Origin of the sequence: Halorussus ruber (assembly GCF_004765785.1) — an archaeon.
In the GTDB taxonomy this organism is placed as follows: Archaea; Halobacteriota; Halobacteria; order Halobacteriales; family Haladaptataceae; genus Halorussus; species Halorussus ruber.
Genome location: NZ_ML219769.1, coordinates 91650 through 116871 on the forward strand (window position 1 = coordinate 91650; position 25222 = coordinate 116871).

A 25222-nucleotide genomic window follows, 5' to 3' on the forward strand; every position below is an offset into this window, starting at 1 on the left:
ATGCGAACGATTGGCCTCATCTTCGACCTGCACCTGATGTCCGACACTCACGCCGAGGGCGAGCGCCGGAAGTACGACGGCGTCCCGCGCGCTCGGCGAGCCTGCGAGAAACTCAACGAGGTCGGCGTGGACTGGACCGTGGCGGGCGGCGACCTGCGGACGCTGGCGTCTCACTACCCCCACCGAACCGACTGGGGCAGGTGGCACGACGACCCCGACAACAAGTACTACCGCAAGGACTTCCGGCGGGCGAAGGAACTCCTCGACGACGAACTCGACGGCGAGTACCACCCGATTCGGGGGAACCACGACCGGCCGCTGTCGGTCTGGGAGGAGTTCTTCCCGCCCGAGGAGTACCCCCAGTGGTTCCACTTCCGCGAGGACGGCGCGCGCTACGTCTTCCTCGATTCGAGTCCCCATCAGGGGTATCACCACCTCACCCAGACCCAGAACTTCGTGACGGCCCCGCAGTTGTCGATGCTGGAGCGACTGATGGACGAGGACGGCGAGGTGCCGACGTTCGTGTTCTGCCACGCGCCGCTGGCCAAGCACACCGAACTCCACCCCGACTGGGAGACGGGTTACACCGGAGCCTACCGGTTCACGCTCAACTACCCCTCGGTCCAGCACGTCCTCGAACGCGGCAACACCGTCCTCGTCAACTCGGGCCACTACTCGTCGGACCACGGGCGAGAGACCACCGCGGTCGAGGGCGTGAAGTACGTCATCGCCCGCCACCTCGGCGGGAGCGACCCCGACTACGCTGGCGACGTGCGCTGGATGACCGTCGATGCCGACCGGCGCGAGGCGACGGTCCACTACTACGACCTGAGCGCGGACGAGGAGGGTCTCCTCGCGGAAGCCACGTGGTGAGTCGGAGGCGGCAGAGAGCAGTAATTTTGATTGTTTAGGAAATGTCTATATATGTTATATGGATATTTGTGATGCTCGCTCGGCGCGCCGAGCGAGCATCGTCTCTGAGCGAGTCTCACTCCCGGGATGGTGACTCCCCAGACCGAGACTCCCGAATCCGCTCTCGGATGCACTCCTCGTAAATATCGACCGCGTCGCCGACGCCTTCCAGACTCACCACCGGGTTCACGTCGATGACGTAGAGGTTCTTGTGGACCACGATGTCGAGTTCGAAGACCGAGAGGTCGTAGAGGTCGGCGACTTCGTCGGTCAGTTCGGCGAACCGGCGGCGGGTCTCGACCGCTCTGGGCTTTCCGTCGGGGCGCTCGTGTCGAGTCGTCCGCACGCGCTCGCCGACCCGGAAAATCTTGTAACTGCGCCGCGGCACGACGTAACGCTGGACGAACCGCTCGCCCTCGAAGTCGATAGGCGCGGAGCGCACGAGGCGAAACGTGTGGCTCCCCTCCACGATTTCGCGGCGGGGCTTGACCACCACCGGCGGTCGGAGCGTAATCTCCTCGGCTCGACCGAATTGAAACGCTGGCACGTGGAACCCGCGGTCTCGGAGCGTCTTGCACCGTTCGAGTCGGTCTTCGAGTCGCGCCGCCCCGCGGTAGGAGTTGAGCGTCGCAATCCCGGCCTCGCAGGCCCGTTCGAGGTCCGCGAGCCCGCCCCGCCGCCAGCGCGCCATGTGATAGAGGTCCAGGCCTCTGTCGGCGAGGTCCGAGTGTTCGCGCTCGGGGTCCAGCAGTTCGAGGTCGGCCCACGACCTGAGGCGGTCGAAGAGTTCGAGTTTGAGGGGATTGCCGCGGTCCTCGTAGTACGAAATAGCGATGTTCGGGCGGCTGTCGTTCATCATCAGGGAGTTGGTTTCCATTGCGGTACGACGGTCGGGTCCGAATAGATTGTCCCCGCTCGGCCGACCCCGGAAATCGGGCGAGTATCCCGTCGGCGTCAGCGACAATCTCCGTGCGCTGGCCGACGCGACCCGCGAGGAACTCGCGTCCCGGCATCGAGAAGGGCGGTGAGCCGAGCGACAGGGAGTCGATGAGTCGGCGGCTTCGCCGCTCATCACATACTTACGGGGGCGACGACTACCGACGAACAGCATGGTCTCGGAGGCCGAGGTCGAGCGACTCCGCCGGGAAGCCAACACCATCTTCACCCGCATTCAGGCGGTCGAGGAGGCGCTGGAAGAGGCGCGCCGCGAGGAGGGCGACCACTGGGACGACCGCGAACTCGAACTGACCTTGGAGACGCCTCGGGGCGACCAAATCGACGTCTGTCTGGACCTCGACGCCGACGCGCCCGAGAACGCCCAGCGGCGCTACGAGCGCGCCGCCGAACTGGAAGCAGACCTCGAACGAAAGCGGTCCATCGTCGGCCAACTGGCACCGCTCCCGGCAGATCCGGTCGCGTACCTCGTCTGCTACCACCTCGACCGAGTCGGCGGCAACTACCCGCGGTCGATGGCGGGCCACCTCGACGCCGACCGGGGCCACGTCGAAGACCTCTGTAAAGAGATAGAAACCGCGGGACTCCTCGAACGCATCGAGTCGGGCACGGTCAAACAGCGCCAAGTCAAGGCCAAGAAGGCCGACGAGGTCCGCCAGCACCACACCTACTACCGGCTCTCACAGCAGGGCGACCACCTCCTGCGATTCCTCGAAGAGCGCGAGGGCAAGTTGAACGTCCTCCGGCACCTGCCAGACGGCCAGACCATCGCCAAGCGTCTGGCCCGCGGCGGCCCGGACTACCCCCGGATGACCGCCGAGGAGTTAGACATGGAGTTCGAGTACGTTCGGCACCTCTACCGGGCGCTCCGGCGGGTCGGCCTCGTCACGACCTACGAGGGGAGCATCATCAAGCAGAACGAGCGAAAGCTGAAGCCCAAGGACGAGACCCACCGTAAGCACACCTACTACGTGACGACCTCGGTCGCCGAGCAACTGCTTCGGGACCTCGACGAGGAGTGAGGAAATCGAGTCTCCTCCTCGCTCGGAGCGAAATGACGGAGGCTTTCCCGCTGGCTGTCGCTCGGGGGCAAACTCACGCCCGGACCTTGCGCATCCAGTCGTCGAGCGCCTCCCGGTACCCCGACTTGTCGGGGTCGGGCAGCGAGTCGAGCGCGTTGAACTGCTCGACGATGGCCGACCGAGCGCGCTCTTCGAGCGAATCGGAGACATGGGGGTCGTCGGCCTCGCGCTTGTGGGCGACGAGGTCGGCCACGAGGTCGGGGTCGCCGCCATCGACGGCCTCGGCCAGTTCCCGAACGTCGGCCTCGACGTCCTCGCGTTCGAGGACGTACTGCGCCCCGAGGAGGCCCCGGTAGACGTAGAGGAACTTCTTCGCTCGGGGGTCGTAGCCCTCGGTCTTCTGGGGGTCGAGGTGCTTGTAGTAGTTCGACTTCGCCATGCCGAGGTAGGCGTGAGGGACGTTCATCGGCAGGTGGTCCCGAATCAGACCCCTCAGCGCGTCCATCTCCAGCGGGAGGCCGTTCATGACGGTGGGGGCCTCGAAGACCAACTCGACGACGTTGTAGTTGGCCTTCGCCAGCAGCGAGCCGAACTTCTTGAGTTCGTAGCTCCGGAGGTCGATTTCGGCGTACTCCTCGAACCCCTCGGTCGTCCCGTCCATATTGACGGTGACCTCCTCGGTCGGGGTCCGGAGGTAGCCGTACTCCTCGGCGGGCGCGACGTGGATGCCGCGAACGTCGATGTCGCTGTCGGCGCTGTCGAAGCCGTAGACGTGGCTCCCCGTGACGGCGTAGAACCGCGGTCGGTGTCGAGTTCCCTTTCGGGCGACCGCGTCCTCGACGAACTCGCGGATGTCTTCGTCGCTGTACTGCAGGTCGAGTTTTTCTATCGTCATCGTAGTCTCCTCCGTTCGTTTCGTCGGATTCGAACGCCGGGACGAGGACTCGAACCTCGCGCGGTTCGGGTAACAGCCGAACTCCCGCACCCGGCGGGACCTCCCGGCAGGGAATCCGCATGCGCCGACCCGGACTCGAACCGGGGCCTCCAGCGTGGAAGGCTGGCGTCCTGACCGACTGGACTACCGGCGCGCAGGTCGTCGCCCCCGTCGAAGGGGAGCGGTCGGATGCCGCCTCGGATGCGGCGGCGATGGGTGCGGACCGAATCGAACGGCCATCTCCCGCTCTGGAGGCAGGCGTCGTGCCGTTGGACCACGCACCCGAGACGGCGGGAGGGCGATTCGAACGCCCGCGTCCTCGCGGACACCGCGGTTCCAGCGCGGCCCCTTGGCCCGACTGGGGAAATCCCGCCATCGCGGTCTCTCGCGTCTGGACTGGGTGTGGTGTAGAACCGTTGGTGGGTGAAAGCTAGCAGAAAGCCCGTGTTCCTCCGCCCCGGGCGGGTACTCCGCGAGGAGGCCGAGTTATGCGGGCAAAAGCGTCGGGAGTCCGCCGGAGGGCATCGCACCAGCGAACGCCCCGCGACGCCACGCCCGGCGATTGGGTCGCTCCGCACCCCGGGAGGGTCGGACCTCCTCGAGTTTCGGTCCCGCGGCTACGCAGGAAGGGGCGTGCCGCGAGACGTGGCGAGTGAGTGTCATGGTGCGGAGTTACCTCGTTCGTCGTGGGTCGTGACTTCGATTTGACGTACAGGGCACGGTATATTAAACTTGTCTGGCGTGTGAGATAGAGAGTCAAGGTGTGACTTCTGGAGTGTGAGACACAGAACCGAGGCGTGACTCCGCCAAAACGCCCGCTCGGAGAAGCATCGAGTAACTAATTCTGTCTAAGAGAAACTAAATGAGATTCTTTAAATATATTTAGAATTTCTAAAGACTGTATTACATTGCTCAACTACGCCGAGGCTCCATCGCCGTTTCCGGAACGTCTCTCACCGACACCAACCGACCGAGGACAAGGGCTTAGGACGCGCCCGCCAAACGACTCACCGATGGCTGACAGTGCGCCCGTCTCACCGGAAGCGGCGTTCTCGGCGTTGGGTAGCGAACTGCGAACCGAAATCCTGCGGGTGTTCGCGGAGGCCGAACGCGACGAGCGGGGCGAGGAGGGCGCGCTCACGTTCAAGGAACTCTACGACGAGGTCCCCATCGACAGCACGTCGCAACTGTCCTACCACTTGGACCTCCTCGACGAAATCTTCCTCTACAAGGACGACGACCGCTACCGACTCACCCAAGCGGGCGACAGAATCGTCCGGGCGATACTCTCGGGCACCTACTCCGAGCGCCCGTCGTTCGAGGCCACCGAGGTCGAGGGGATGTGCCCGTCCTGCGAGTCGGCGGACCTGCGGGCCGAGTACAGCGAGAAGGCCCTCTCGGTCCGGTGTCCCGACTGTGAGATTCCCATCGTCACCTACGACCTCTCCCCGGCAGAGGCCAAAGACCGGACGAGCGAGGAGATTCTCCGGTCGTGCGACCGGCGGATTCACCACGAGTACGCGACTGCGCTCCGGGGGACCTGCCCGGTCTGTGGCGGTCGAACCGCGGTCGAAATCGGCACCGACGAGACGGTCGAGTCGATAACGCACTACTGTATCGCACGGTGTGAGAGTTGCTACCGGCAGGTCTTCGCGCCGCTGTACGTCCGCCTGCTCTACCACCCCGCGGTCGTCGCGTTCTACTGGGAGCGCGGCGTGGACATCCAGTCGGTCCCCTTCTGGGAGGTCCAGAAGTACATCCGCGAGTGGGAGACCGAGGTCCACGACGAGGACTCCTTCCGCGCGACGATTACGGTCCGGTATCGGGGAGCAGAGGGACGCGACGGTGACGAGTCCATCCGAGGAGACGAAGGCGACCGCTCACGAGACGACGAACTGAAACTGCTCCTCGACGGCGCGCTCGACGTGGAACCAGCGACTCCCGAGAAGCAGAAAATCGACGGCTGACCGCCGCTGACTCTGTCGAAACCCTTCGGCGCTGACAGCAGGGAGCGTGAGCAACTCGTGGTGCGAAATTATAGAATTTAACTGACCTTTTTCTCATACATAGTTGGTTGACATAAGTAGGAGAAGCACCCCGATTCCTATCAAAACCGCGCCCCACAGTCTTGTAAGTTTCACTTTCCACTCTTTTGGCTCTATTTCCGAGCGCCGTCGCTTACTTCCGATAGCGTCCCATCGCTCGCTGATTTTTGCAACCTTGTACGGCCAAATTACTGCTCGTACACCGAATCCGAGTGCAATTACTCCCATAATCAGTCCGATCAGGTTAACCATATTATAACTAGTATCTATCAGGACATTTATCTTCGGGAATATCTGACCGACTCGATTAATGCACGCTCGATATTTCGCACGGTCGGGAACGTCTATCAGCAGATGATGTTTTTGGCAAGGCTCCGCTGTTCTACTCTCGAATGGTCGGACTCCAGTCACGGTAAGTCAAAATATTTTGAGTAGCAACCCTGACAAAATGTAATCCTATTGATAATACTTTTCACCCCTGACAGCGAAAGCCCCGTATGAAACTGACCGAACCGATTCGGAAACGACGCCTCACGTCCTTTTTCGTCCTCGCCTACGCGCTGGCGTGGGGCCTCGAAGCGGTACCGGACTTGCTGGGAATGACACAGCCGTCGTGGCCGAGTTGGTTCGTCACGGGCTTTCTGGGCGCGCTCTCGCCCTCCGTCGCGGCGGCAATCGTCGTCTACGCCAGCGGCGAGAGCGTCCGCGAGTGGCTCGGGAGCATCCTCAAGTTCCGCGTCCACCCCAAGTGGTACGCGCTCGCCATCGGCGTCCCCTTCGCCATCACCTACGCGACCGGGGTCGCCTCGTGGGCGCTCGGTGGTCCAATCGACTGGGCGTCCTTCGAACTCGCGCCGACGACCATCGTCATCGGCGTCGTCCTCGGGACCCTGCTGGGCGGCGGGCAGGAGGAGCTCGGCTGGCGCGGGTTCGCCCAACCGGAGCTACAGGAGCGATACGGGGCGTTTCGCGCCGCGCTCGTCGTCGGCCTGTTCTGGGGCTTCTGGCACCTCCCGCAGTTCGTCCCCGGCGGCGTCCGCGCCGACTGGCCAGCCTCGATGGTGGCGGCGTACTTCGTCGGCATCGTCGGCTTCTCGGTGCTTCTGGCGTGGGTGTTCAACGGCTCCGGCGGGAGCGCGTGGCTCGCCATGCTGATGCACGGCGCGGACAACGCCACGCAGGGGCGCATCCCCATCGACCTGTCGGTGGTCGCGCCCGAGGGGGAACTCCTCCCCGAGACGCTGGTCACGGTCAACGTGCCCCACGCGATTCTGACGTGGCTGGTCGCGCTCGCCGTCGTCGGCCTCGTCGGAAGGAGCCTCTACCAGAATCGGGTGCGCGGTCTGACTGTCAGAGCTGGCCGACCGGCAGGAGGAGACTGAACGTGCCCGCAATCGAAACCCGCAACCTGACCAAGCGGTACGGAAAGGACGTCTACGCCGTCAACGACCTCTCGCTGACGGTCGAGGAGGGCGAGGTGTTCGGCTTCCTCGGCCCCAACGGCGCAGGCAAGTCCACGACAATCGACGTGCTGTTGGACTACATCCGACCGACCTCGGGGTCCGCGACCGTGCTGGGCTACGACGCCCAGCGCGAGGCCGAGGAGATTCACGACCGAATCGGGATTCTGCCCGACGGCTACAGCCTCTACGACCGGCTCACCGGGCGCGAACACGTCGAGTTCGCCATCGACATGCAGGGCGTCGAGGACGACCCGGACCGGATTCTCGACCGGGTCGGTCTGGACCCGACCGCCGCGAATCGGCCCGCGGGCGGCTACTCGAAGGGGATGAGCCAACGCCTCGCCTTGGGGATGGCGCTGGTCGGCGACCCCGACCTACTGATTCTGGACGAACCCTCGTCGGGACTCGACCCCGACGGCATCCGCGACATTCGGGAGATTACCAGACAGCACGCCGAGGACGGCGGGACCGTCTTCTTCTCGTCGCACATCCTGAGTCAAGTCGAGGCGGTCTGCGACCGCGTGGGCATCCTGAACCGCGGGCGGTTGGTCGCCGAGGACTCAATCGAGGGGCTGCGCGAGGCGCTCGGAACCGGCGCGACCATCGCGCTGACCGTGGATTCGCCGCCCACCGGCCTCACCGTCGAAGGACTCGACGGCGTCTCGGACGCGACCGTCGAGGAGAATCTGGTCCGAGCGACCTGCACCGACCCGACCGCGAAAATCGCGGTCATCGACAGGGTGCGGGACGCGGGGAGCGCGATACTGGACATCGAAATCAGCGAGTCGTCGCTCGAAGAGCTGTTCGCCGAGTACACCCATCCCGACGAGCCAGCGCCGGAGGTAGCTCCGGCCACAGAGGCAAGTCCGGAGGCGAACCGATGAGCTGGCGCGTCATCGCCCGGCGGGAGTTCGACGACTCGGTTCGGTCGCGGCTCCTCTGGGGACTCGTCGCCGTCGTCGCGGTCATGATGGCGGTGACCTCCATCGTGCCGCTGGCGATTCCCGCGATGGACGCCTCGGCGCTGATGGGGCTGGGCGCGGCCAGCGAGTTCGCCGCGATGCTGGTGCCCATCGTCGCGCTCGTGGCCGCCTACCTCGCCATCGCTGGCGAGCGAGAGTCGGGGAGCCTGCGCCTCCTGCTCGGTCTCGAACCGACCCGGCGAAGGGTCGTCCTCGGGAAGTTCCTCGGCCGAGGAGCGGTCGTCGCGGTCGGTCTCGCCATCGGGTTCGTCCTCGCCAGCGCCCTCTCGTGGGTCGTCTACGGCGGGCTTCCGGTCGGCGCGTTCCTCGCGGTCCTCGCGCTCACGGTGGGACTGGGCATCTCGTTCGTCGGCATCGCGGTCGGCATCTCAGCGGCGACCCCGACGCGAGCGAGGGCCATGACGCTGGGCATCGCCAGCTACCTTGGCCTCGCGCTCCTCTGGGACCTGCTTCCGCAGGGCGCGCATCTCGTCGTCGAGGGGTCGCCGCCGGGCGGGTCCGTTCCGGCGTGGTTCCTGCTCCTCGAAGGCCTGAGTCCCTCGGGAGCCTACAGCGCGCTCGTCACGAGGGCGCTGAGCGGGGCCGACCCCGCGCTCCCCGGCCCGGAGGCCCTCCTCGGCGGTCCCGTGCCGGTCTTCCTCGAATGGTGGGTGTTCGTCCTCGTGCTGGTGGCGTGGACTGTCGTGCCACTCCTCGGAGGCTACTGGGTCTTCGAGCGGGCGGACCTGAACTGAGTAGAATCGGAGTGCGAAAGCGACGACCGACTCAGAGTCCGGCGTAGGGGCCGCCCTTCGCCTCGGTGAGTCGCCGGACCTGCTCGTCGGAGAGGTCGATTTGGGCCGCGGCGAGGTTCTCTTCGAGCTGGTCCGTGGTTCGCGCGCCGACGATGGGCGCGGTGACGCCGTCGCGGTGCATGAGCCACGCCAAGGCGGTCTGGGCGGGCGTGGCGTCGACCTCGTCTGCGACCGCGTCGAGTTCGTCGTGGAGGTCGAAGTTCTCCTCGGTCAGGTAGGCGTCTTGGAAGCGACTCGACTCGGCCGCGCGGGACTCGCCGCTGAGTCCGTCCTCGCGGGAGTACTTGCCGGTCAGGAAGCCCTGCCCGAGCGGACTCCACGGGCAGACCGCGAGGTCCGACTGGCGGGCCATCTCCAGATAGTCCCCTTCGATTTCGCGGTCCACGAGGTTGTACCGGGGCTGGAGGACGGTGAACGGCTCCCAGCCCTCGGACTTGGCGATTTCGTTGGCCTTGGCGACTTTCCAGGCGTTCGGTCGGAGCGTCGACGCGCCGAGGTAGTGGACCTTTCCGGCCTCGACGAGGCCGTTGAGCGTCTTCATCATCTCGCGGGCCGGGGTCTGGTCGTCCCAGCGGTGGATGTACAGCACGTCGATGTAGTCGGTGTCGAGCCGGTCGAGAATCGCGTCCACGCGGTGGCGGATGTTCTTGCGGTTGGTGCCGCGACTGTTCGGGTCGCCGTCTCGAATCTGCCAGTAAATCTTCGAGGCGACGGTGTAGCGCTCTCGGTCGCGCTCGGCGAGCCAGTTGCCGATCCACTCTTCGGCCTTGCCGCCGCCGTACACGTCGGCCGCGTCGATGTACCGACCGCCAGCGGCCTCGTAGCCGTCGAGGAGTTCGTAGGCGCGCTCCTCGCCGATTTCGACGTTGCCCTCCTCGGTCTCCTTTCCGAATCGCCACGTGCCGAACTGGAGTTCGCTGGTCTGGATGCCGGTCCGGCCGAGTTGTACGAAGTCGAGGTCGAGTGAGTCGGCGTCAGTCATAGCCACTCGGTAGTACGCACAACGGCCTGAAAAGGGTTTAAAAACCGGCAGGCGCGGGGGAATATCTCCTCGTGCGTGACTCCCAACGAAACGCACCGCGACGAAGAACGAAAACGTACAGCGACGAGCGACGCTGGAGAATATATTTATTACTTATAAGAATAAAATAATTTTTAAATATAATAAAATATTTCTGAACGTGTTTTTGGGCGGGAGCGCGCCCACTAACAGCGTTTATACATTCTAAACTGTGTGGATATTCTAAACTCTGTAAATATTCTACACCTTTCAGGCATTCTAGACCTTGTAGATATTCTACACCTTGTAAACATTCTACACCTTGCGAAGATTTTAGATATTGCGGGTCCTGGAGACGTTGCAGACTGTTTAGAACCTGTGGACCGTCGAAAATTCGCAGACGATCTCAGAACTTGCGGCCCCTCCAGACCCCGACCCTCGCGGGACCTACTCGTCGTCCCGGAGTTGGACGACGAGGTCCGCGACCTCCTCGGGTCGCTCGGCCGCGAGGCGAATCATCGCGTCGTGGAGTTCGCGCCCGGCGAGGTCCCGCACGTCGTGTTCGCGCCGGAGGACGCCCTCGACTTCGAACTCGACGTCGTCCAGCGTGTCGCGGGCGGTTTCGGTCCGCGGGTAGATGCTGGTCTGGGCCGTCGTCCCGAAGTCGAAGGCGGGGCCGCCCTCGTCTGTCTCCTCGGTTTCGGCGGATTTCTCGACTTCGTTGGATTCCTCGGCCCCGTCAGTGTTTTTCTCCACTTCGGCTTCCTCCTCGGCGGCGTCTCCGGTTTTCTCCTCGGCGGCGTCTCCGACTTCCCCCTCGGCGACATCTTCGGACTCCGACGTGAGCGCGTCGGAGTCCGAAGTTTCCGCGTCCTCGTCGTCGCTTCCCTCGCCGAGTTGCTCGCTGATTCCCGCGAAGCGGTTGTCGTCAGCCATCGAGGCGCACCTCCTCGCGCTGGGCCTCCTCGCTTTCCGAGGCGACCTCGCCGCGTTCCACGATTGCCGCGAGTTCGTCGAGGCGCGGGAGCATGTCGCTCTCGGGGTCGTACTCGGCCAGCGGGACGCCCTCTCGCCACGCCCGACTGAACGCGATGCGGTCGCGGATGCCCGGGCCGGGCGAGTCAGACTGTTCAAAATGTGTGGACCGTGCGAACTGTGGAAGCTGTTTGCTGAACGGCGAGTCTTCGAGGTCCGAGATGATTCGCTTCTCCTCGTTGTTGCCCGACAGCGAGTTCGGGACGATGGCGAGGATTTCGAGTTCGACCTCGTTCTGAATCGGCTTGATTTGCTGGTCGACCATGCGCTCGAACCCGCTGACGCTCGGTTCGCTCATCAGCAGCGGGACGATGACGTTACCGGTGGCTATCATCGCGGCGTCCGAGAGCGGGCCGAGGTTCGGCGGGGCGTCCACGACGATGTAGTCGTACTTCTCGCCCAGCAGCGGCTCGACCACCTTCCGGCGGAGCCAGAGCATGCCGAACGTGGAGTTGCGGACCTTGTCTTCGAGGTCGTCGAAGTCCTCGTGGGCGGGAATCACGTCGAAGTTCTGTACCTGCTGGATGACGTCCGCCGGATCCGGGCCGTCGTCCTCGGTGAGGACGTGCCCGAGGTGCGTGTCGGCCTTGTAGAACTCCTCGAGGCCGACGCCTTCGGTCGCGTTGCCCTGCTGGTCGAGGTCCACGAGGAGGACCTCGTTGCCGCGGGCCGCGAGTCGCTCGGCGAGGTTGATAGCGATGGTCGTTTTCCCGACGCCACCCTTCTGGAGACTGACGGTTACTGCGCGTGCCATAGTGATTTTCTCCCTCCTCACGGTCTGAACAGCCCACAATGTGTGGACATTCCACGCTTTCCAGACAGTTCGCAACGTGCGGACAGTCGGAAAACTGCGGACGGTTGACAAACTGCAGACAGTCCGCGAACTGTGAGCAGTCTGCGACGTGTGGACTGCCTGCGACGTGTGGATTGTCCGTGACGTGTGGACATCACAGACGGTTCGCACGTCGGCGGAACCCCGAAGCGTCTGGAATATCCGGACGGTCCGGATATTCCACGGTGTTCAGACACCCCACGAGGTTCGGACATTCCACAACGTTCAGACACTCCACAATGTTCGGACAGCTCACGATTTTCGCACACTCTACGATGTTCGAGCGCGGTCGGTCGCCCGAGCGTCGCGGGCTTTCCGGACAGTCCAGACGGTCCGGAGTTCTCGCACGGTTCGAGAACTCCGGACCTCGTGAAATGTTCAAACATTGTAGACCGTTCAGACTATGTGCGGTGTTTGGAGCGTTTACACAGTCTCAGTACGGCTCTATAATGCTTCCGACGCTCGACCGATTTTCGACAGTCCGTAAGGTCCGAAACCTGTACAATTTTCACACATTGTAGAAATTCTAAACTGTCCAGAAACTTTGGAGGGTGGGGTCAAATCAGCGTGGGCGTTCAGGGCGGAAGGTGCCAACCAGAGGACAAAACTGATACCGGGCGGCTCGGAATCGGCGGACGATGGTCCTCCACACGCGACGCGACGCACTCAAGACCCTCCCGGCGCTCGCGGTCGGTCTCTCCGGTTGTAGCAGCCTCCGCGGGTTCACGGGCGACGACGACGGCCTTCCGACGCCGACGGCGTGGCGAACCCACCTCAGAAAGTCAACCCCCGGCGTCGAACCACCAGACAGTCCGCTCGTCTTCGGCTCGCGCAGTCACCACCGCGACGACCCGATGATTGCCGGAATCGACCCCGAGACGGGCGAACAACGGTGGGGAGTCTCCGCCGAGGAGGGTCGGAGCTCGCCGGTCGGCGCGGACGAGCAGTTCGCCTACGTGTTCTCGAAGGCAGAGAAGGTCTTCGCTGTCGATTACCGAAAGGGCGAAATCGCTTGGAAGACGGGGATTCGGGCACTCGACCGGGCCGACCCCGGCGCGGTCCAGTTCGCGCCGGTCCCGGCCGGTGAGAGCGTGGTGGTTCCCGCCTCCGGGACCGAGGACGACGTGCCCGACCGACTCGTCGCGTTCGCCGCGGCCGACGGCGAGCGCCGGTACAGCCACGACCTCCCGGCCTCGATTGCGGGAGCGCCCGCCGCGGACCACGGCAGCGGGGGAGAAGGAGACGACGGCCGAGAAGTCGGCGTCATCGTGCCGCTCCTCGACGGGACGCTCCGGCGCGTGGACGCCAGCGGAACGGAGCAATGGAAGGTAGAAGTCGGCGCGCCGATGTCGGGCGTGACGGTGGCTGACGGCACGGCCTACGTCGGAAGCGCGACCGAGGAGTTGCTGGCGTTCGACGCCGGAACCGGCGACCTGCGCTGGCGCGGGGCGTTGCAGAACGCGGTCTTCACGCCCCCGCTGGTCGCCGACGGCCGGGTGTTCGTCGGCGGGGCGGACTACTACCTGTATGCGTTCGACGCCCAGACGGGCGAGCGACGCTGGCGGACCGAGACCGCCAACGCGATAACGTCCGGGCCGACGCTAGTCGGTGGGACGACGATGGCAGACGGGCCAACGACGGACGGTGGGACGACGCTTCCCGACGCGAAGCTGGTGACGCTGGTCGGCGGCGACGTGCGACAGCGAGGCACCAGCGGGACGGTTCCCTTCTCGCCGACGGTTCTGTACGTCCACGACACCGACGGGACGCTCGTCAGCGAGTACCGATTCGAGGGCTACACCGACGGCGGGCAGGTGCGCTGGGCCGCGGCAATCGGCGACGGCGTCTACCTCGGCCAGGCGTATCAGTTGGCGCGACTCGGCGAGGAGGTGCTGGAGGCGTGACGGGAGAGCGTTCGGACCGGTCGGACGGTGAAACGTACGCCTCCCGACGCGAGGTGCTGGGAAGCTACGCCTCCCGACGCGAACTTCTGGGCAGCATCGCCGCCGCCGGGTCCCTGTCGCTCGCGGGGTGCAGTTCGCTCTCCTCGCTCCGCGAATCAGTCGAGAAATCGCTCGGCGGAAGCGTCGAACCGACGTGGCGATACGACATCCCGAACGCGAGCGCCGCGAGTCCGCCGGTCGTCGCCGACGGGCAGGTCCTCGTCGGCGCGCAGGACAAGGCGCTCCACGGCATCCGCGCGAGTGACGGCACGGCCGAGTTCCGGGTCGAGACCGGAGGCCCCATCGAGGCGCGTCCGGCAGTTCCGGAACGGGGCGGCCCCTACCACGTCCACAGCACCGACGGAGACCTCTATACCGTCAATCCTACAGGAGAACGTCTGTGGCACCGCGAAGGCCTCGACGAGCGCCGGACAATCGCCCGCGCCGGGTCGCTCCTCGTGGACCTCGACCCCTACTCTCGAAGCGACGACGAGCGAGTTCGCGGGTTCGACGCCGAGACTGGCGAGAAGCGATTCGAGCGGCCCGTCGCCAACTCCTACCGGACTGCGGGCCTGACCGCGGATTTGTTCGCGGTGCAGGTGCCAGCAGACCTCGAAACGCGCGTCGCCGCGCTGTCGCCGAGCGACGGAAGCGTTCGCTGGCAGACGGAAGCGTGGTCGTCGTACCCGACTGTCGTTGCCGAGGACGAACTCGTCATCGTCGCGCGGAGAGCGACGGACGGATACGGGTCGGTGACGGGGTCTGTGGTGGCGGCGTACGAACCAGACGACGGGAGCGTCCTGTGGCGAGCGCGCCTCGACAAGGAAATCGACGGACTGCCGCGACTCGGCCCGCAGGTGTACGTCGTCGTTCACAACGAGGACTACTCGAACGAGGAGGTAGTCGCGCTGAATCGCCAGACCGGCGAGGTCGTCTGGCGCGCGAGTGCCGGGTACGACGTCGAGAGCATCGAACCGACCGCCGACGCGGTGTTCGTCGGGAGCGAGGTCAACGACCCGGACGGCGGAAGCCTCGCGCGGGTGGACTGCTTCGGCCTCGACGGGACCCGGCGCTGGAAGGTCGTCACCGACGCGCCGACCGTGGACGAGTTGGTCGCCGTCGGCGCGGTCGTCGTGGTCTCCGCCGAACGAGAGTTAGTCGCAGTCGCGCCCGACTCCGGGGAGACCCGGTGGCGCTACGAACCCGAGTCGCACAGTCGGCTCGCCTTGGCGACGGCGAATCGGGGGGCGACAGACGAGTCGCTGTACGTTTCGTACGTGGATGCCGGTGCGGTCGCGGAGTTCCCGACGGGCGGTCGGTAGTCGCCGGTGTCTCTTTTCTCCCCCACACCGGATTTCAAATGAAATTGGTTTGAAGTGAGTGGGTAGGATGTAGTTTGAAGTGGGCGGGTGGGATGGGGTGAGCGGGTGAGATGGGGGTGAGCGGGTGGGATGGAGTGAGCGGGAGGAAGTCGAGACGACGAAATCAGACGAGAAGGGGTCGCTCTGAATGAGGGGACCCACACCGGATTTCAAATGAATTGGCGGTGAAGAAGGGTCGGGGTTCTGGTGTCGGGGAGGCCAGAGCGAGTTCCATGGCGGTTTTCACTTAAATGGTCGAATTGGAAGGCGTGAATATCACGTCGTCTGCTGTGCTGGCTTCTCTACATTCGTTTCTCTTACTACTACTTTACCTAAACAGTTAATTATATAATAACGCGAAGTGAGCGATAGCTCTCCATCTGAAACGAAAACTCGCGTTCCGTAGTCTCAAACTGCTATTTGCCGGTGTTTCGGCCGCTCCCGAGTTCTCGCGCACGCCGACCCGGCCTCCACCCCTCCCCGCCGCAAAATCGGATTTCATTTGAAATCTGGTGTGTGTGTGTCGGCCGAGTTCCTTCCGCTCGCCCTCAAGTTCACTCCTCACCTTTGACTTTACTCCTCGCCTCCGATTTCACCCTCGACTTCATCTCACCCTCAACTTCACTTCACCCTCAACGTTACTTCACCCCGACTTCACCTCGCCCTCGACTTCATTTGAAACCCGGTGTCGAACCTGATGTATTCTATCCATGACCTGTTGCAGAACGCCCACGAAGGACGACCGGGAAAACATCCACGAACGACGACTAAAAAAGGCGGACACGGAAACAGTTGGTTCTGCGAGCAGACAACCGCTCGAACCTCCTCTCGCGCTGAAAACACCTCGATACCGAGACTTCCCCGACGAGAAAGAACTAAGGCGATTTCATTTGAAATCCGGTGTATGGCCGACAGCGTAGACCAACGAACGCTCGGCGAGTACGCCGCCGAACACGGGGCCGTCGCTCACTCGCGGACCGAACAGCGCGACGACCCCCTCTCAGTCCTCAACGAGGAGGACCCCATCTTCACCGACGAGAGCCTGCTCCGAATCGACCACGTGCCGAATCAGGACAAAATCGTCGGCCGAAACCGGCAAATCGAGACCGTCGCGCGCCGCCTCAAATCGACGCTCGACGGCGGGTCCGGCAAGGGCACGCTCCTGCTCGGCAAATCCGGGTCCGGAAAGACGCTCGTCACGCGGTACGTCAGTCGGGAAGTCGAACAGCGAGCGCGGGACAACGACGTCCGAGTCGGGCGCGCAATCGTGGACTGCGGCCAGCGCCGCTCCGAAACCCAGACCGTCATCAACCTCGCCAAATCGCTCAACCGACCGGACGAGACCGGCGTCTCCATTCCCGCCTCGGGCATCGCCACCGGGGCGTACTACGACCGCCTCTGGGACATCATCAACCAACTCTACGACGCCGTCATCGTGGTGCTGGACGAAATCGACCGCCTCGCGCCCAACGACGAGTTCAACACGGGTATGCCCCCAGAGGAGGCCGACGACAGCAAACTCCTCATGCAACTCTCGCGCGCTGGCGAGGAGAACGACATCGACGCGGGGATGACGGTGCTGGGCATCAGCAACGACCTGAAGTACGGCGACCGACTCGACACGCGCGTCGAGAGTTCCTTCTCGCCCGACGAAATCGTCTTCCCCGCCTACGACGCCAACCAACTCGGCGAAATCCTCGAACGACGGCGCGACGCCTTCAAGGACGGGGTCCTCTCGGACGACGTGATTCCGCTCTGCTCGGCGTTCTCCGCGCAGGAACACGGCGACGCCCGGCGCGCGCTCGACCTCTTTCGCCTCTCGGGCGAAATCGCCCGCGACGAGGACGCCGACGAGGTCCGCGAGGAACACGTCCGCTCGGCGAACGACGACGCCGAGGTCACGCGCATCCGGGACCTGATTCGGGGCTGTCCGACGCAGGCCAAAATCGCCATCGCCTCGCTGGCCGCGATGGACGAGTTCACCGACCGGTCGTACTTCAAAGCGACCGAGATGTACCGCGTCTATCGGGCCTTCGCGCAGGCCATCAACGTGGACGAACTCGGCCAGAAGCGCATCACCGACCAGCTCCGGGAGTACGAGACGCTCAAAATCATCGACATGGACCGCACCAGCGACGGCTACCGCGAGGGCACCTACCTCAAACTCTCGCTACTCGACGACTCGAACCTCATCCTCCAGTCGGTCGGCCTCGACAGCAGACTCGCGGACATCCCCATCGGCGGCGACATGCGCCGGGAAATCGTCAAGCTGGTCGAATCCTGAATTCGGGGCGCAGTCCTCATTCGGGGCGCAGTCCTCCCGAGAAGGTCCAGTTTGGGTAGTGGTGACGGGATACCAGCCCGGGATGACAGGCGATAGCTGACTCCCGTTCAGCGCGCCCTCCATTTCGGTATGCTATAACACACCAGAATAATACTTTGCCATCCGGCAATTACACGCGAGCGATAGGGATGCTTCTCTCGGTGCATTCCGCACTGAGCGAAAAACTCTGAAAGATAGACTCCGACCGACGTTTCCGCCAACGTCTCCCCCGCGCTACGACGTGTCGAACGTCAACGCGCCGCCGCACTCCGGACACTTTGGCGGCAAGTCGTCGCCGAGTTCGACCGTGTACGCGCAATCGACGCAGGTGACGCGCTCGCGCCGTCCGCGTCCCGACGAGGAGTCCTTCGGCTTCTCGACGGTCGGGTGGGAGAGTCCAATCGGCGGTGAGTCGCTCGCGGCCATAGACGAATGGACGGTCTGGACCCGTAAATATGTTCCATAGCGGATAGCATATAGTAAAACCATAGCGCATTCGCTAGAGTAATCTTAAATTCGTTAAAACCCGCCGACCCGCGCTCGGGGCGTCGGTTTCCCGGTTTCACCTGTTCGACGGGTTCGGGCCAGAGGAGGACTGTCGGAGGACTGCCAATCGTGGTTCCGGTGTTCTCCTCGGCTAGACCACAGTCTGTGGTCTCTTAGCAATGTTATTATGTTCGTAGATTGTCTGTATGCTCTGGAAACAAATGGAATCATTTGCGTGGTGGTCTTTTGCGGATGCGTCAGGATATGTTCCACCGCGGGTGACTCCTCGGAGAGTTCTGCTGAAACTGGGAGAACCCGCCCGAGTACGCGACCCAGAAGGCTTCAAACCCACAAGGGTTCTCCTGAAACTTGCACCACGCGCCCGCGCTTCGCCACCCAAACGAGGCTTCAAACCCACAAGGGTTCTGCTGAAACGTGGCCGTACTCGGCGGGCGCGGAGCCTTCACCCGAGCTTCAAACCCACAAGGGTTCTGCTGAAACGTATGCGTCGTCGGGCCGGAACAGCGGCCGGTCGAGGCTTCAAACCCACAAGGGTTCTGCTGAAACACGCCTACCAAGACTTCTGGCTGGAGCAACTCACGCTTCAAACCCACAAGGGTTCTGCTGAAACGGTTATCTTTAGCCCCCAGTCTGTAGACTGCGACATGAGCTTCAAACCCACAAGGGTTCTGCTGAAACCGTCTGCGTCGCCAATCTCCGGCTTGTCGCCCCGGCCGCTTCAAACCCACAAGGGTTCTGCTGAAACACCAAATCCGGTCAGCCGCCGGACGGCGGACAAGTGCTTCAAACCCACAAGGGTTCTGCTGAAACCTCGATTTCTTCGCCAACTGCCGGAGCGCCAACGTGCTTCAAACCCACAAGGGTTCTGCTGAAACCACGTCTACCACATGACCGGCGGCGCGGCGAGCCTCGCTTCAAACCCACAAGGGTTCTGCTGAAACACGTGCAGGCTGGCGCGCCGACCGACCCGGTCGAGGGCGCTTCAAACCCACAAGGGTTCTGCTGAAACTCGCGCGAGAACATCGAACTCGGGTTGCAGATTGCGCTTCAAACCCACAAGGGTTCTGCTGAAACCGTCTCCGTGGACGCTATCGGGCAACTCCACGGGCTTCAAACCCACAAGGGTTCTGCTGAAACCCGCGAGACCGACCGGGAGTGGCCCGACGACCTGCTTCAAACCCACAAGGGTTCTGCTGAAACCGTCTCCGTGGACGCTATCGGGCAACTCCACGGGCTTCAAACCCACAAGGGTTCTGCTGAAACCGAGACCGACTCGCGGGGCCTCTACAAGGAGGTGCTGCTTCAAACCCACAAGGGTTCTGCTGAAACAGGGGACGCGACCTCCTCGACGGGGGTATGCGACCCGGCTTCAAACCCACAAGGGTTCTGCTGAAACACCGGCGTGACCGGCGCACAGGGCAACTACGGGGGAGCTTCAAACCCACAAGGGTTCTGCTGAAACAGGACTACGTCGTATGAACGCTCGATTCCGGGCCGCTTCAAACCCACAAGGGTTCTGCTGAAACGACGGCCGGGCTTCGCGTACGGCGCGAGTGCGGCCTGCTTCAAACCCACAAGGGTTCTGCTGAAACATTCGGTCCGTGGCCACGACTATGGGACGCGACATACCGCTTCAAACCCACAAGGGTTCTGCTGAAACAGGTGAAGCACGAATGAATTCGACCCAACCGCGTAAGCTTCAAACCCACAAGGGTTCTGCTGAAACCGGCGGGGGTGGTCCCGGCCTTCTCGACGGTCCCGCGGCTTCAAACCCACAAGGGTTCTGCTGAAACTGGCAGGGGATCGAGGTTGCGAACGTCTGGCCGAAGGCTTCAAACCCACAAGGGTTCTGCTGAAACGGACCACGCTCCGTGTTCTCGGTCGGTCCGGTCTTGGCTTCAAACCCACAAGGGTTCTGCTGAAACGCTGTATCCCTCTTGTCGTCTAGTCACCGGCTAGCACGCTTCAAACCCACAAGGGTTCTGCTGAAACACCGTCCCGAGGGTCCGGAACGGGATTGTGTCTCCCGCTTCAAACCCACAAGGGTTCTGCTGAAACCGCCAACAGCACCGCGAAGTCCTCGTCGTACGCGCTGCTTCAAACCCACAAGGGTTCTGCTGAAACCTGCTGTCGCATACTCGGACTGACACCTATCGAGCTTCAAACCCACAAGGGTTCTGCTGAAACAAATTCACCCGAACCCCCCACCGAGATTACCGTTTGCTTCAAACCCACAAGGGTTCTGCTGAAACTTGTGGTTCGTCGGGACTTGTCCCCCGAGATGGGAGCTTCAAACCCACAAGGGTTCTGCTGAAACCCGTGAACGGGTGGATTGCTGAGCGGGGCGGATTCAACGCTTCAAACCCACAAGGGTTCTGCTGAAACATCGGGGGCGAAACCGGCGCGGGCAAAAGTGTCCTCGGCTTCAAACCCACAAGGGTTCTGCTGAAACAGACGTGCGCGACCGGTTGGACTCGGACCCATCGGGGCTTCAAACCCACAAGGGTTCTGCTGAAACCGGTACTGCTGGCGGATCTCGTCGCGGGGGATGCCGTGGCTTCAAACCCACAAGGGTTCTGCTGAAACGCCGCACGATGACCCGGAAGACCCACACGAGGCCGCTTCAAACCCACAAGGGTTCTGCTGAAACCTCGTCGTCCCGCTGGTGTTCTCGGCGTCCTCGGTGCTTCAAACCCACAAGGGTTCTGCTGAAACGCGAGTAGCATAACCGTGAATTTCGTGGAGCAGGGGCTTCAAACCCACAAGGGTTCTGCTGAAACCGGCGTCGCAGGGCTGGCCGGTCGGGCGCTGTCCTCGCTTCAAACCCACAAGGGTTCTGCTGAAACACGTCGGGTACTGTTGACCTTTCCGCGACCTACACCGCTTCAAACCCACAAGGGTTCTGCTGAAACCGGCCGCCGACGCGAACCCGAGCGCGCGCCACCCGTAGCTTCAAACCCACAAGGGTTCTGCTGAAACTAGCGCACGGTGAGATGCTCGGCCGAGTAATTCACCGCTTCAAACCCACAAGGGTTCTGCTGAAACCAGTACGGCGCGGAGTACATCATCGAGAACAAACCGCTTCAAACCCACAAGGGTTCTGCTGAAACAACGGCCAGCGACGACGTGCGGATGGTCGAGGTCGAGCTTCAAACCCACAAGGGTTCTGCTGAAACCCGATTCACGACCGTCTTGTCGGTCGCGGTAGTGTGCTTCAAACCCACAAGGGTTCTGCTGAAACGAGACCAACGCCGCCAACGAGAGCGACCGCCCCGACGAGGCTTCAAACCCACAAGGGTTCTGCTGAAACCCCGGTATTCTCACCCGTGCCGGTCGTCGTTTCCCAGCTTCAAACCCACAAGGGTTCTGCTGAAACCATGCCGGATTTCCCGGCCTATCCGCCTCTCGTGGCCGAACCCATACAAGTGTTTTCGTCGACCGCCAATACCCCGCTGAACCCCAGGGGGTCGACGAAAATCTGACTCCGCGAACCAAACCGAGACCCAGCCGAGGTCCTCTCCGACCGAGGACCCCCGTTTAAGGCGCTTCCCGAAGAAGAACAACGGGGTTCACATGGGGGACGACCAATTCGTACTGTCACTCGAGGAGCTACGGTCGGACGACATCGACCGGGTGGGTGGAAAGAGCGCGAATCTCGGCGAACTCGCCAGTACCGACGTGCCGACTCTGCCGGGGTTCACCACGACCGCGGCGGCCTACGACCGCTACGTCTCGGCGGCGGGCCTCGGCGAGTCGATAGACGAGCTACTGGGCGACCTCGACCTCGACGACGTGGAGGCGCTACAGGACCGAGGAGCCAAACTCCGGCGACTGTTCGAGTCGGCGGAGATGCCCGCGGACCTCCGAGAGGAGGTCCTCGCGGGCTATCGCCGACTCGCCGACGAGGTCGGGACCGACGAGCCGAAGGTCGCGGTCCGAAGCTCCGCGACGGCCGAGGACCTCCCGACCGCCTCGTTCGCGGGTCAGCAGGAGACTTTCCTCGACGTCTCGGGCGAGGAGGACCTCATCGAGGCGGTCAAGGGGTGTTACGCCTCGCTGTTCACCGACCGCGCGATAACCTACCGGGCCGACCGGGAGTTCGACCACCGCGAGGTCAAACTCGCCTGCCCGGTGCAGGTGATGGGCCGGGCCGACCGCGGGTGTTCTGGCGTGGCGTTCACCATCGACCCCGACACGGGATTCGAGAACGCGGTCGTCATCGAGGCCGCGTACGGCCTCGGGGAACTCCTCGTGCAGGGTCGGGTCAACCCCGACCGCTACGTCGCGTTCAAGCCCACCGAGGGAATCATCGAGAAGCGCCTCGGCGAGAAGGCCTCGCGGATGGTGTGGCGCGAGGACCGCAACGTGGTTGAGGAGGTCCCCCAATCAGAGCGCGAGCAGTACGCGCTGGCCGACGAGCAAATCCGCGCGCTCACGCGCCACGCCAAGACCATCGAGGACCACTTCGGGCGACCGATGGACATCGAGTGGCTCTACGACGGCGAGCGCGACCAACTCTACGTCGTGCAGGCCCGCCCCGAGACGGTCCACGGGAGCGCGGAGGACCACGCGATTCGCCAGTACCACCTGACCGAGGAGGGCGAGACTCTCCTCGAAGGCGTCGCAATCGGCAACGCCATCGGCTCCGGCCCGGTGCGAATCATGCGCGACCTCACGGAGATGCGGCGCTTCGAGGCGGGCGACGTGCTGGTCACCGACACGACTGACCCCGACTGGGAGCCGATTATGCGCAAGGCCTCGGCCATCGTCACCGAACACGGCGGGAAGACCTCCCACGCCGCCATCGTCTCGCGCGAACTCGGGATTCCGGCCGTCGTCGGGGCCGAACACGCGACCAAGGTTCTGCGCGACGGCACGCCCGTCACCGTCGATTGCACCGAGGTCACCGGCCGGGTCTACGAGGGCGAACTCGACTACGAGGTCCGCGAGAATCGCTTGGAGGAGATACCCGACACCGAGACCGACGTGATGTTGATTCTCGGCGAACCCTCCCGCGCGTTCTCGCTCGCCCAGCTTCCGGTGGACGGCGTCGGTCTCGCGCGCGAAGAATTTATAATAACGTCGGCAATCGGCGACCACCCCCTCTACGCCATCGAGCAGGGCGAGCGCGAGCGCGAGCGATTCGTCGAGGGCCTCCGGACCGGCATCGCCAAAATCGCGGCCGCCTTTCACCCCGAGGACGTAGTGGTCCGACTCAGCGACTTCAAGACCGACGAGTACCGCAACCTCAGGGGCGGAAATCGGTACGAACCCGAGGAGGCCAACCCGATGCTCGGGTGGCGCGGCGCGTCGCGCTACTACGACCCCGAGTTCCGCGAGGCCTTCTCGCTGGAGTGCGAGGCCCTGCGCCGAGTCCGCGAGGACGCGGGTCTGGACAACCTCGTCGTGCTGGTTCCGTTCTGTCGCACCCCCGACGAGGGGCGGAAAGTGCTTGACCTAATGGACGAGTTCGGCCTCGATACCGACGAAATCGACGCGTACGTGATGGCCGAACTCCCCTCGAACGTGATTCGGGCCGACGAGTTCGCCGAGGTGTTCGACGGGTTCTCGGTCGGGTCGAACGACCTCACGCAACTCGTTCTGGGCATCGACCGCAACTCCGCGAAACTGGCCTCGCTGTTCCGCGAGGACGACGAGGCGGTCACGCGCTCGATTCGCTCGCTGGTCGAGACGGCCCACGACGCCGACCGCCGGGTGGGCATCTGCGGCGACGCGCCCTCGACCGTGCCGGGGTACGTCGAGTTCCTGCTGGACGCCGGTATCGACTCGATTTCGGTGACGCCCGACGTGGCGCTCGAAACGATAGTCCGGGTCGCGGAGTTGGAGGAGGGGACGGACGAGGGCGGGACGGACGAGGGCGGGACGAACGAGAGCGGGACGAACGAGGGCGGGACGGACGGAAGCGGAACGAACGGGAACGGAACGGACGAGGGCGGGACGGACGAGAGCGATGCGAGCGACTGAAAAGCTCACCTCTCTGCGCCCGCCTCCGAGAGCAACTCCTGCACGTCCACCGCCCGACCCTCGTCGTTAGCGAGGTACGCCGCCTCGGTCAGCGCCGTGACTTGGACGCCCTCGCTCGCCGGGACCATCGGCTCCGCGCGCCCGGCAATCGCGTCCGCGAAGTTCCGGACCTTTCGGCGAGTCACCGCGTCGAAGTTCGACAGCAGTCCGTTCTCGATGGGGTATCTGGTCGCGCCCTTGTGTTCGACGTAGAGGTCGTCGCCCGTGTAGACCAGACTCCCGCGCGTGCCCCAGACGACGTAACCCTCACGGGGGTCCATCGCCACGCCGTCGCCCGTCACCGCCACGCTCGCAGTTACTGGCCCCTCCTCGCGCTCGAATCGAACCGTGAGCGCCGCGCTCACGTCGATGCCCGGCGTGGCGTACTCGACAGAGGCGGTCACGCTCCGAGGAGTGCCGAGCATCCAGACCAGCGCGTCCACGAGGTGCGACCCGGTGTCGTAGAGTTGCCCGCCGCCGGAGATTTCGGGGTCTACCCGCCACGTGCCCCGATGGGGCGTAATCCAGTCCTGCCCGATGTAGCCGACCACGGTGTGAACGTCGCCGATGCGCCCGCTGTCGATGATGCTCTTCATCGCCCGAAACGCCGGGTGGTAGTGTCGCTGGTAACCGATTTGGAGGAGGCGATTGCGCTCGCGGGCGGTCGCTTCGAGCGCGACCGCGTCCGCGACGTCCACGACCATCGGTTTCTCCAGCAGGACGTGCGCGCCCGCTTCGAGGCAGGCGGTCGCCTGTTCGTAGTGGTAGGCGTGGGGCGTTGCGATGAGAACGCCGTCGAGTTGCCCGGCGTGAGCCTCCAAGAAGTCGAGATAGTCCCCGTAGGCGGGCGCGTCGAACTCGGCTTCGAAGACCTCGCGGGCACCCGGCGAGACGTCCGCCGCGGCGACGATTTCGACGTTCCCCAGCTCGGTGAGGAAGTTCAGTTCCAAGTGGCCGATTCCCCCGACCCCGATCGCACCGATTCCCACGGCCATACGCCCGCGACGGTGTCAACGAGTAAAAGTGTGGGGTGTCGTAGCGCACGGTCCGCACCTCGATTTCGCGCCGCCTCGGGACCTAACGCGGCGGA

The 25222-nt window shown here is 63.8% G+C and carries 17 protein-coding genes, 3 tRNA genes and 1 CRISPR repeat array; of the genes, 10 read left to right on the forward strand and 10 right to left on the reverse strand.

Annotation, left to right across the window (positions count from 1 at the left end; translation table 11 throughout):
• Window positions 1-873, forward strand: a complete 873-nt coding sequence (locus EPL01_RS02635) for a metallophosphoesterase family protein (protein WP_135823716.1) — start codon at window positions 1-3, stop codon at window positions 871-873.
• A gap of 115 nt (window positions 874-988) precedes the next feature.
• On the opposite strand, the gene EPL01_RS02640 is transcribed toward EPL01_RS02635, so the two are convergent.
• Entirely contained in the window at window positions 989-1789 is an 801-nt protein-coding gene (locus tag EPL01_RS02640) for an ATP-grasp domain-containing protein (protein WP_135823717.1), read from the reverse strand.
• Window positions 1790-2021: 232 nt separating this feature from the next.
• On the opposite strand from EPL01_RS02640, the gene EPL01_RS02645 reads away from it, so the two are divergent.
• Window positions 2022-2888 carry a DUF2250 domain-containing protein gene (locus EPL01_RS02645; protein WP_135823718.1) on the forward strand — a complete coding sequence of 289 codons (867 nt, stop codon included), beginning with the start codon at window positions 2022-2024 and terminating at the stop codon, window positions 2886-2888.
• Window positions 2889-2961: 73 nt separating this feature from the next.
• Here EPL01_RS02645 and EPL01_RS02650 read toward each other — a convergent pair whose 3' ends face one another.
• From EPL01_RS02650 to EPL01_RS02665, 4 genes are all read right to left on the reverse strand, one after another.
• A complete protein-coding gene (locus tag EPL01_RS02650) occupies window positions 2962-3783 on the reverse strand; it encodes a nucleotidyltransferase domain-containing protein (protein WP_135823719.1) in 822 nt (273 codons plus the stop codon).
• 120 nt (window positions 3784-3903) lie between these two features.
• Window positions 3904-3976: transfer RNA gene (locus EPL01_RS02655), tRNA-Gly, on the reverse strand.
• Window positions 3977-4035: 59 nt separating this feature from the next.
• Window positions 4036-4106, reverse strand: a tRNA-Trp gene (locus tag EPL01_RS02660).
• A gap of 4 nt (window positions 4107-4110) precedes the next feature.
• Window positions 4111-4196 (reverse strand) — tRNA-Ser (locus EPL01_RS02665).
• A gap of 639 nt (window positions 4197-4835) precedes the next feature.
• Between EPL01_RS02665 and EPL01_RS02670 the strand changes: the two genes are divergently transcribed.
• From EPL01_RS02670 to EPL01_RS02690, 4 genes are all read left to right on the forward strand, one after another.
• Window positions 4836-5789, forward strand: a complete 954-nt coding sequence (locus EPL01_RS02670; RefSeq protein ID WP_135823720.1) for a DUF7351 domain-containing protein — start codon at window positions 4836-4838, stop codon at window positions 5787-5789.
• A gap of 575 nt (window positions 5790-6364) precedes the next feature.
• The gene (locus tag EPL01_RS02680; RefSeq protein WP_135823721.1) at window positions 6365-7249 is read left to right on the forward strand and encodes a CPBP family intramembrane glutamic endopeptidase; all 885 of its coding nucleotides are present in this window, start codon (window positions 6365-6367) and stop codon (window positions 7247-7249) included.
• 2 nt (window positions 7250-7251) lie between these two features.
• Entirely contained in the window at window positions 7252-8214 is a 963-nt protein-coding gene (locus EPL01_RS02685; protein WP_135823722.1) for an ABC transporter ATP-binding protein, read from the forward strand.
• Window positions 8211-9047: an ABC transporter permease subunit gene (locus EPL01_RS02690; RefSeq protein ID WP_135823723.1), complete on the forward strand. Its 837-nt coding sequence runs from the start codon at window positions 8211-8213 to the stop codon at window positions 9045-9047. Before EPL01_RS02685 ends, EPL01_RS02690 begins: the two co-directional genes overlap by 4 nt.
• A 31-nt stretch (window positions 9048-9078) precedes the next feature.
• Here the strand turns inward: EPL01_RS02690 and EPL01_RS02695 are convergent, their stop codons facing one another.
• From EPL01_RS02695 to EPL01_RS02705, 3 genes are all read right to left on the reverse strand, one after another.
• On the reverse strand, window positions 9079-10089 hold the full coding sequence (locus EPL01_RS02695) for an aldo/keto reductase (protein ID WP_135823724.1): 1011 nt from the start codon (window positions 10087-10089) through the stop codon (window positions 9079-9081).
• A 465-nt stretch (window positions 10090-10554) separates the two neighbouring features.
• Window positions 10555-11043, reverse strand: a complete 489-nt coding sequence (locus tag EPL01_RS02700) for a DUF7970 domain-containing protein (RefSeq protein ID WP_135823725.1) — start codon at window positions 11041-11043, stop codon at window positions 10555-10557.
• Entirely contained in the window at window positions 11036-11896 is an 861-nt protein-coding gene (locus EPL01_RS02705; RefSeq protein WP_135823726.1) for a ParA family protein, read from the reverse strand. Before EPL01_RS02705 ends, EPL01_RS02700 begins: the two co-directional genes overlap by 8 nt.
• A gap of 716 nt (window positions 11897-12612) precedes the next feature.
• Between EPL01_RS02705 and EPL01_RS02710 the strand changes: the two genes are divergently transcribed.
• The 3 genes from EPL01_RS02710 (at window position 12613) to EPL01_RS02720 (ending at window position 17562) form a co-directional block, all read left to right on the forward strand.
• Window positions 12613-13878: an outer membrane protein assembly factor BamB family protein gene (locus EPL01_RS02710; protein ID WP_135823727.1), complete on the forward strand. Its 1266-nt coding sequence runs from the start codon at window positions 12613-12615 to the stop codon at window positions 13876-13878.
• On the forward strand, window positions 13875-15239 hold the full coding sequence (locus EPL01_RS02715; RefSeq protein WP_210424054.1) for an outer membrane protein assembly factor BamB family protein: 1365 nt from the start codon (window positions 13875-13877) through the stop codon (window positions 15237-15239). Before EPL01_RS02710 ends, EPL01_RS02715 begins: the two co-directional genes overlap by 4 nt.
• Window positions 15240-16182: 943 nt before the next feature.
• Complete coding sequence (locus EPL01_RS02720; protein ID WP_135823728.1) at window positions 16183-17562, forward strand: Cdc6/Cdc18 family protein; 1380 nt, start codon at window positions 16183-16185, stop codon at window positions 17560-17562.
• 273 nt (window positions 17563-17835) lie between these two features.
• On the opposite strand, the gene EPL01_RS02725 is transcribed toward EPL01_RS02720, so the two are convergent.
• A complete protein-coding gene (locus tag EPL01_RS02725; RefSeq protein WP_135823729.1) occupies window positions 17836-18027 on the reverse strand; it encodes a hypothetical protein in 192 nt (63 codons plus the stop codon).
• A gap of 399 nt (window positions 18028-18426) precedes the next feature.
• Window positions 18427-21484: direct repeats of the CRISPR family, unit length 30 nt; unit sequence GCTTCAAACCCACAAGGGTTCTGCTGAAAC.
• 197 nt (window positions 21485-21681) lie between these two features.
• On the opposite strand from EPL01_RS02725, the gene ppsA reads away from it, so the two are divergent.
• Window positions 21682-24093, forward strand: coding sequence for a phosphoenolpyruvate synthase (gene ppsA / locus EPL01_RS02730; RefSeq protein ID WP_135823730.1), 2412 nt, complete (start codon window positions 21682-21684; stop codon window positions 24091-24093).
• Window positions 24094-24098: 5 nt separating this feature from the next.
• Here the strand turns inward: ppsA and EPL01_RS02735 are convergent, their stop codons facing one another.
• On the reverse strand, window positions 24099-25127 hold the full coding sequence (locus tag EPL01_RS02735; protein ID WP_135823731.1) for a Gfo/Idh/MocA family protein: 1029 nt from the start codon (window positions 25125-25127) through the stop codon (window positions 24099-24101).
• Between the last annotated feature and the right edge of the window lie 95 nt (window positions 25128-25222).

Bases quoted from the DNA above. Each gene is read 5' to 3' on its own strand.
- EPL01_RS02635 (WP_135823716.1), top strand. From the start codon at position 1: ATGCGAACGATTGGCCTCATCTTCGACCTGCACCTGATGTCCGACACT.
- EPL01_RS02640 (WP_135823717.1), bottom strand. From the start codon at position 1,789: ATGGAAACCAACTCCCTGATGATGAACGACAGCCGCCCGAACATCGCT.
- EPL01_RS02645 (WP_135823718.1), top strand. From the start codon at position 2,022: ATGGTCTCGGAGGCCGAGGTCGAGCGACTCCGCCGGGAAGCCAACACC.
- EPL01_RS02650 (WP_135823719.1), bottom strand. From the start codon at position 3,783: ATGACGATAGAAAAACTCGACCTGCAGTACAGCGACGAAGACATCCGC.
- EPL01_RS02670 (WP_135823720.1), top strand. From the start codon at position 4,836: ATGGCTGACAGTGCGCCCGTCTCACCGGAAGCGGCGTTCTCGGCGTTG.
- EPL01_RS02680 (WP_135823721.1), top strand. From the start codon at position 6,365: ATGAAACTGACCGAACCGATTCGGAAACGACGCCTCACGTCCTTTTTC.
- EPL01_RS02690 (WP_135823723.1), top strand. From the start codon at position 8,211: ATGAGCTGGCGCGTCATCGCCCGGCGGGAGTTCGACGACTCGGTTCGG.
- EPL01_RS02695 (WP_135823724.1), bottom strand. From the start codon at position 10,089: ATGACTGACGCCGACTCACTCGACCTCGACTTCGTACAACTCGGCCGG.
- EPL01_RS02700 (WP_135823725.1), bottom strand. From the start codon at position 11,043: ATGGCTGACGACAACCGCTTCGCGGGAATCAGCGAGCAACTCGGCGAG.
- EPL01_RS02705 (WP_135823726.1), bottom strand. From the start codon at position 11,896: ATGGCACGCGCAGTAACCGTCAGTCTCCAGAAGGGTGGCGTCGGGAAA.
- EPL01_RS02710 (WP_135823727.1), top strand. From the start codon at position 12,613: ATGGTCCTCCACACGCGACGCGACGCACTCAAGACCCTCCCGGCGCTC.
- EPL01_RS02720 (WP_135823728.1), top strand. From the start codon at position 16,183: ATGGCCGACAGCGTAGACCAACGAACGCTCGGCGAGTACGCCGCCGAA.
- EPL01_RS02725 (WP_135823729.1), bottom strand. From the start codon at position 18,027: ATGGCCGCGAGCGACTCACCGCCGATTGGACTCTCCCACCCGACCGTC.
- ppsA (WP_135823730.1), top strand. From the start codon at position 21,682: ATGGGGGACGACCAATTCGTACTGTCACTCGAGGAGCTACGGTCGGAC.
- EPL01_RS02735 (WP_135823731.1), bottom strand. From the start codon at position 25,127: ATGGCCGTGGGAATCGGTGCGATCGGGGTCGGGGGAATCGGCCACTTG.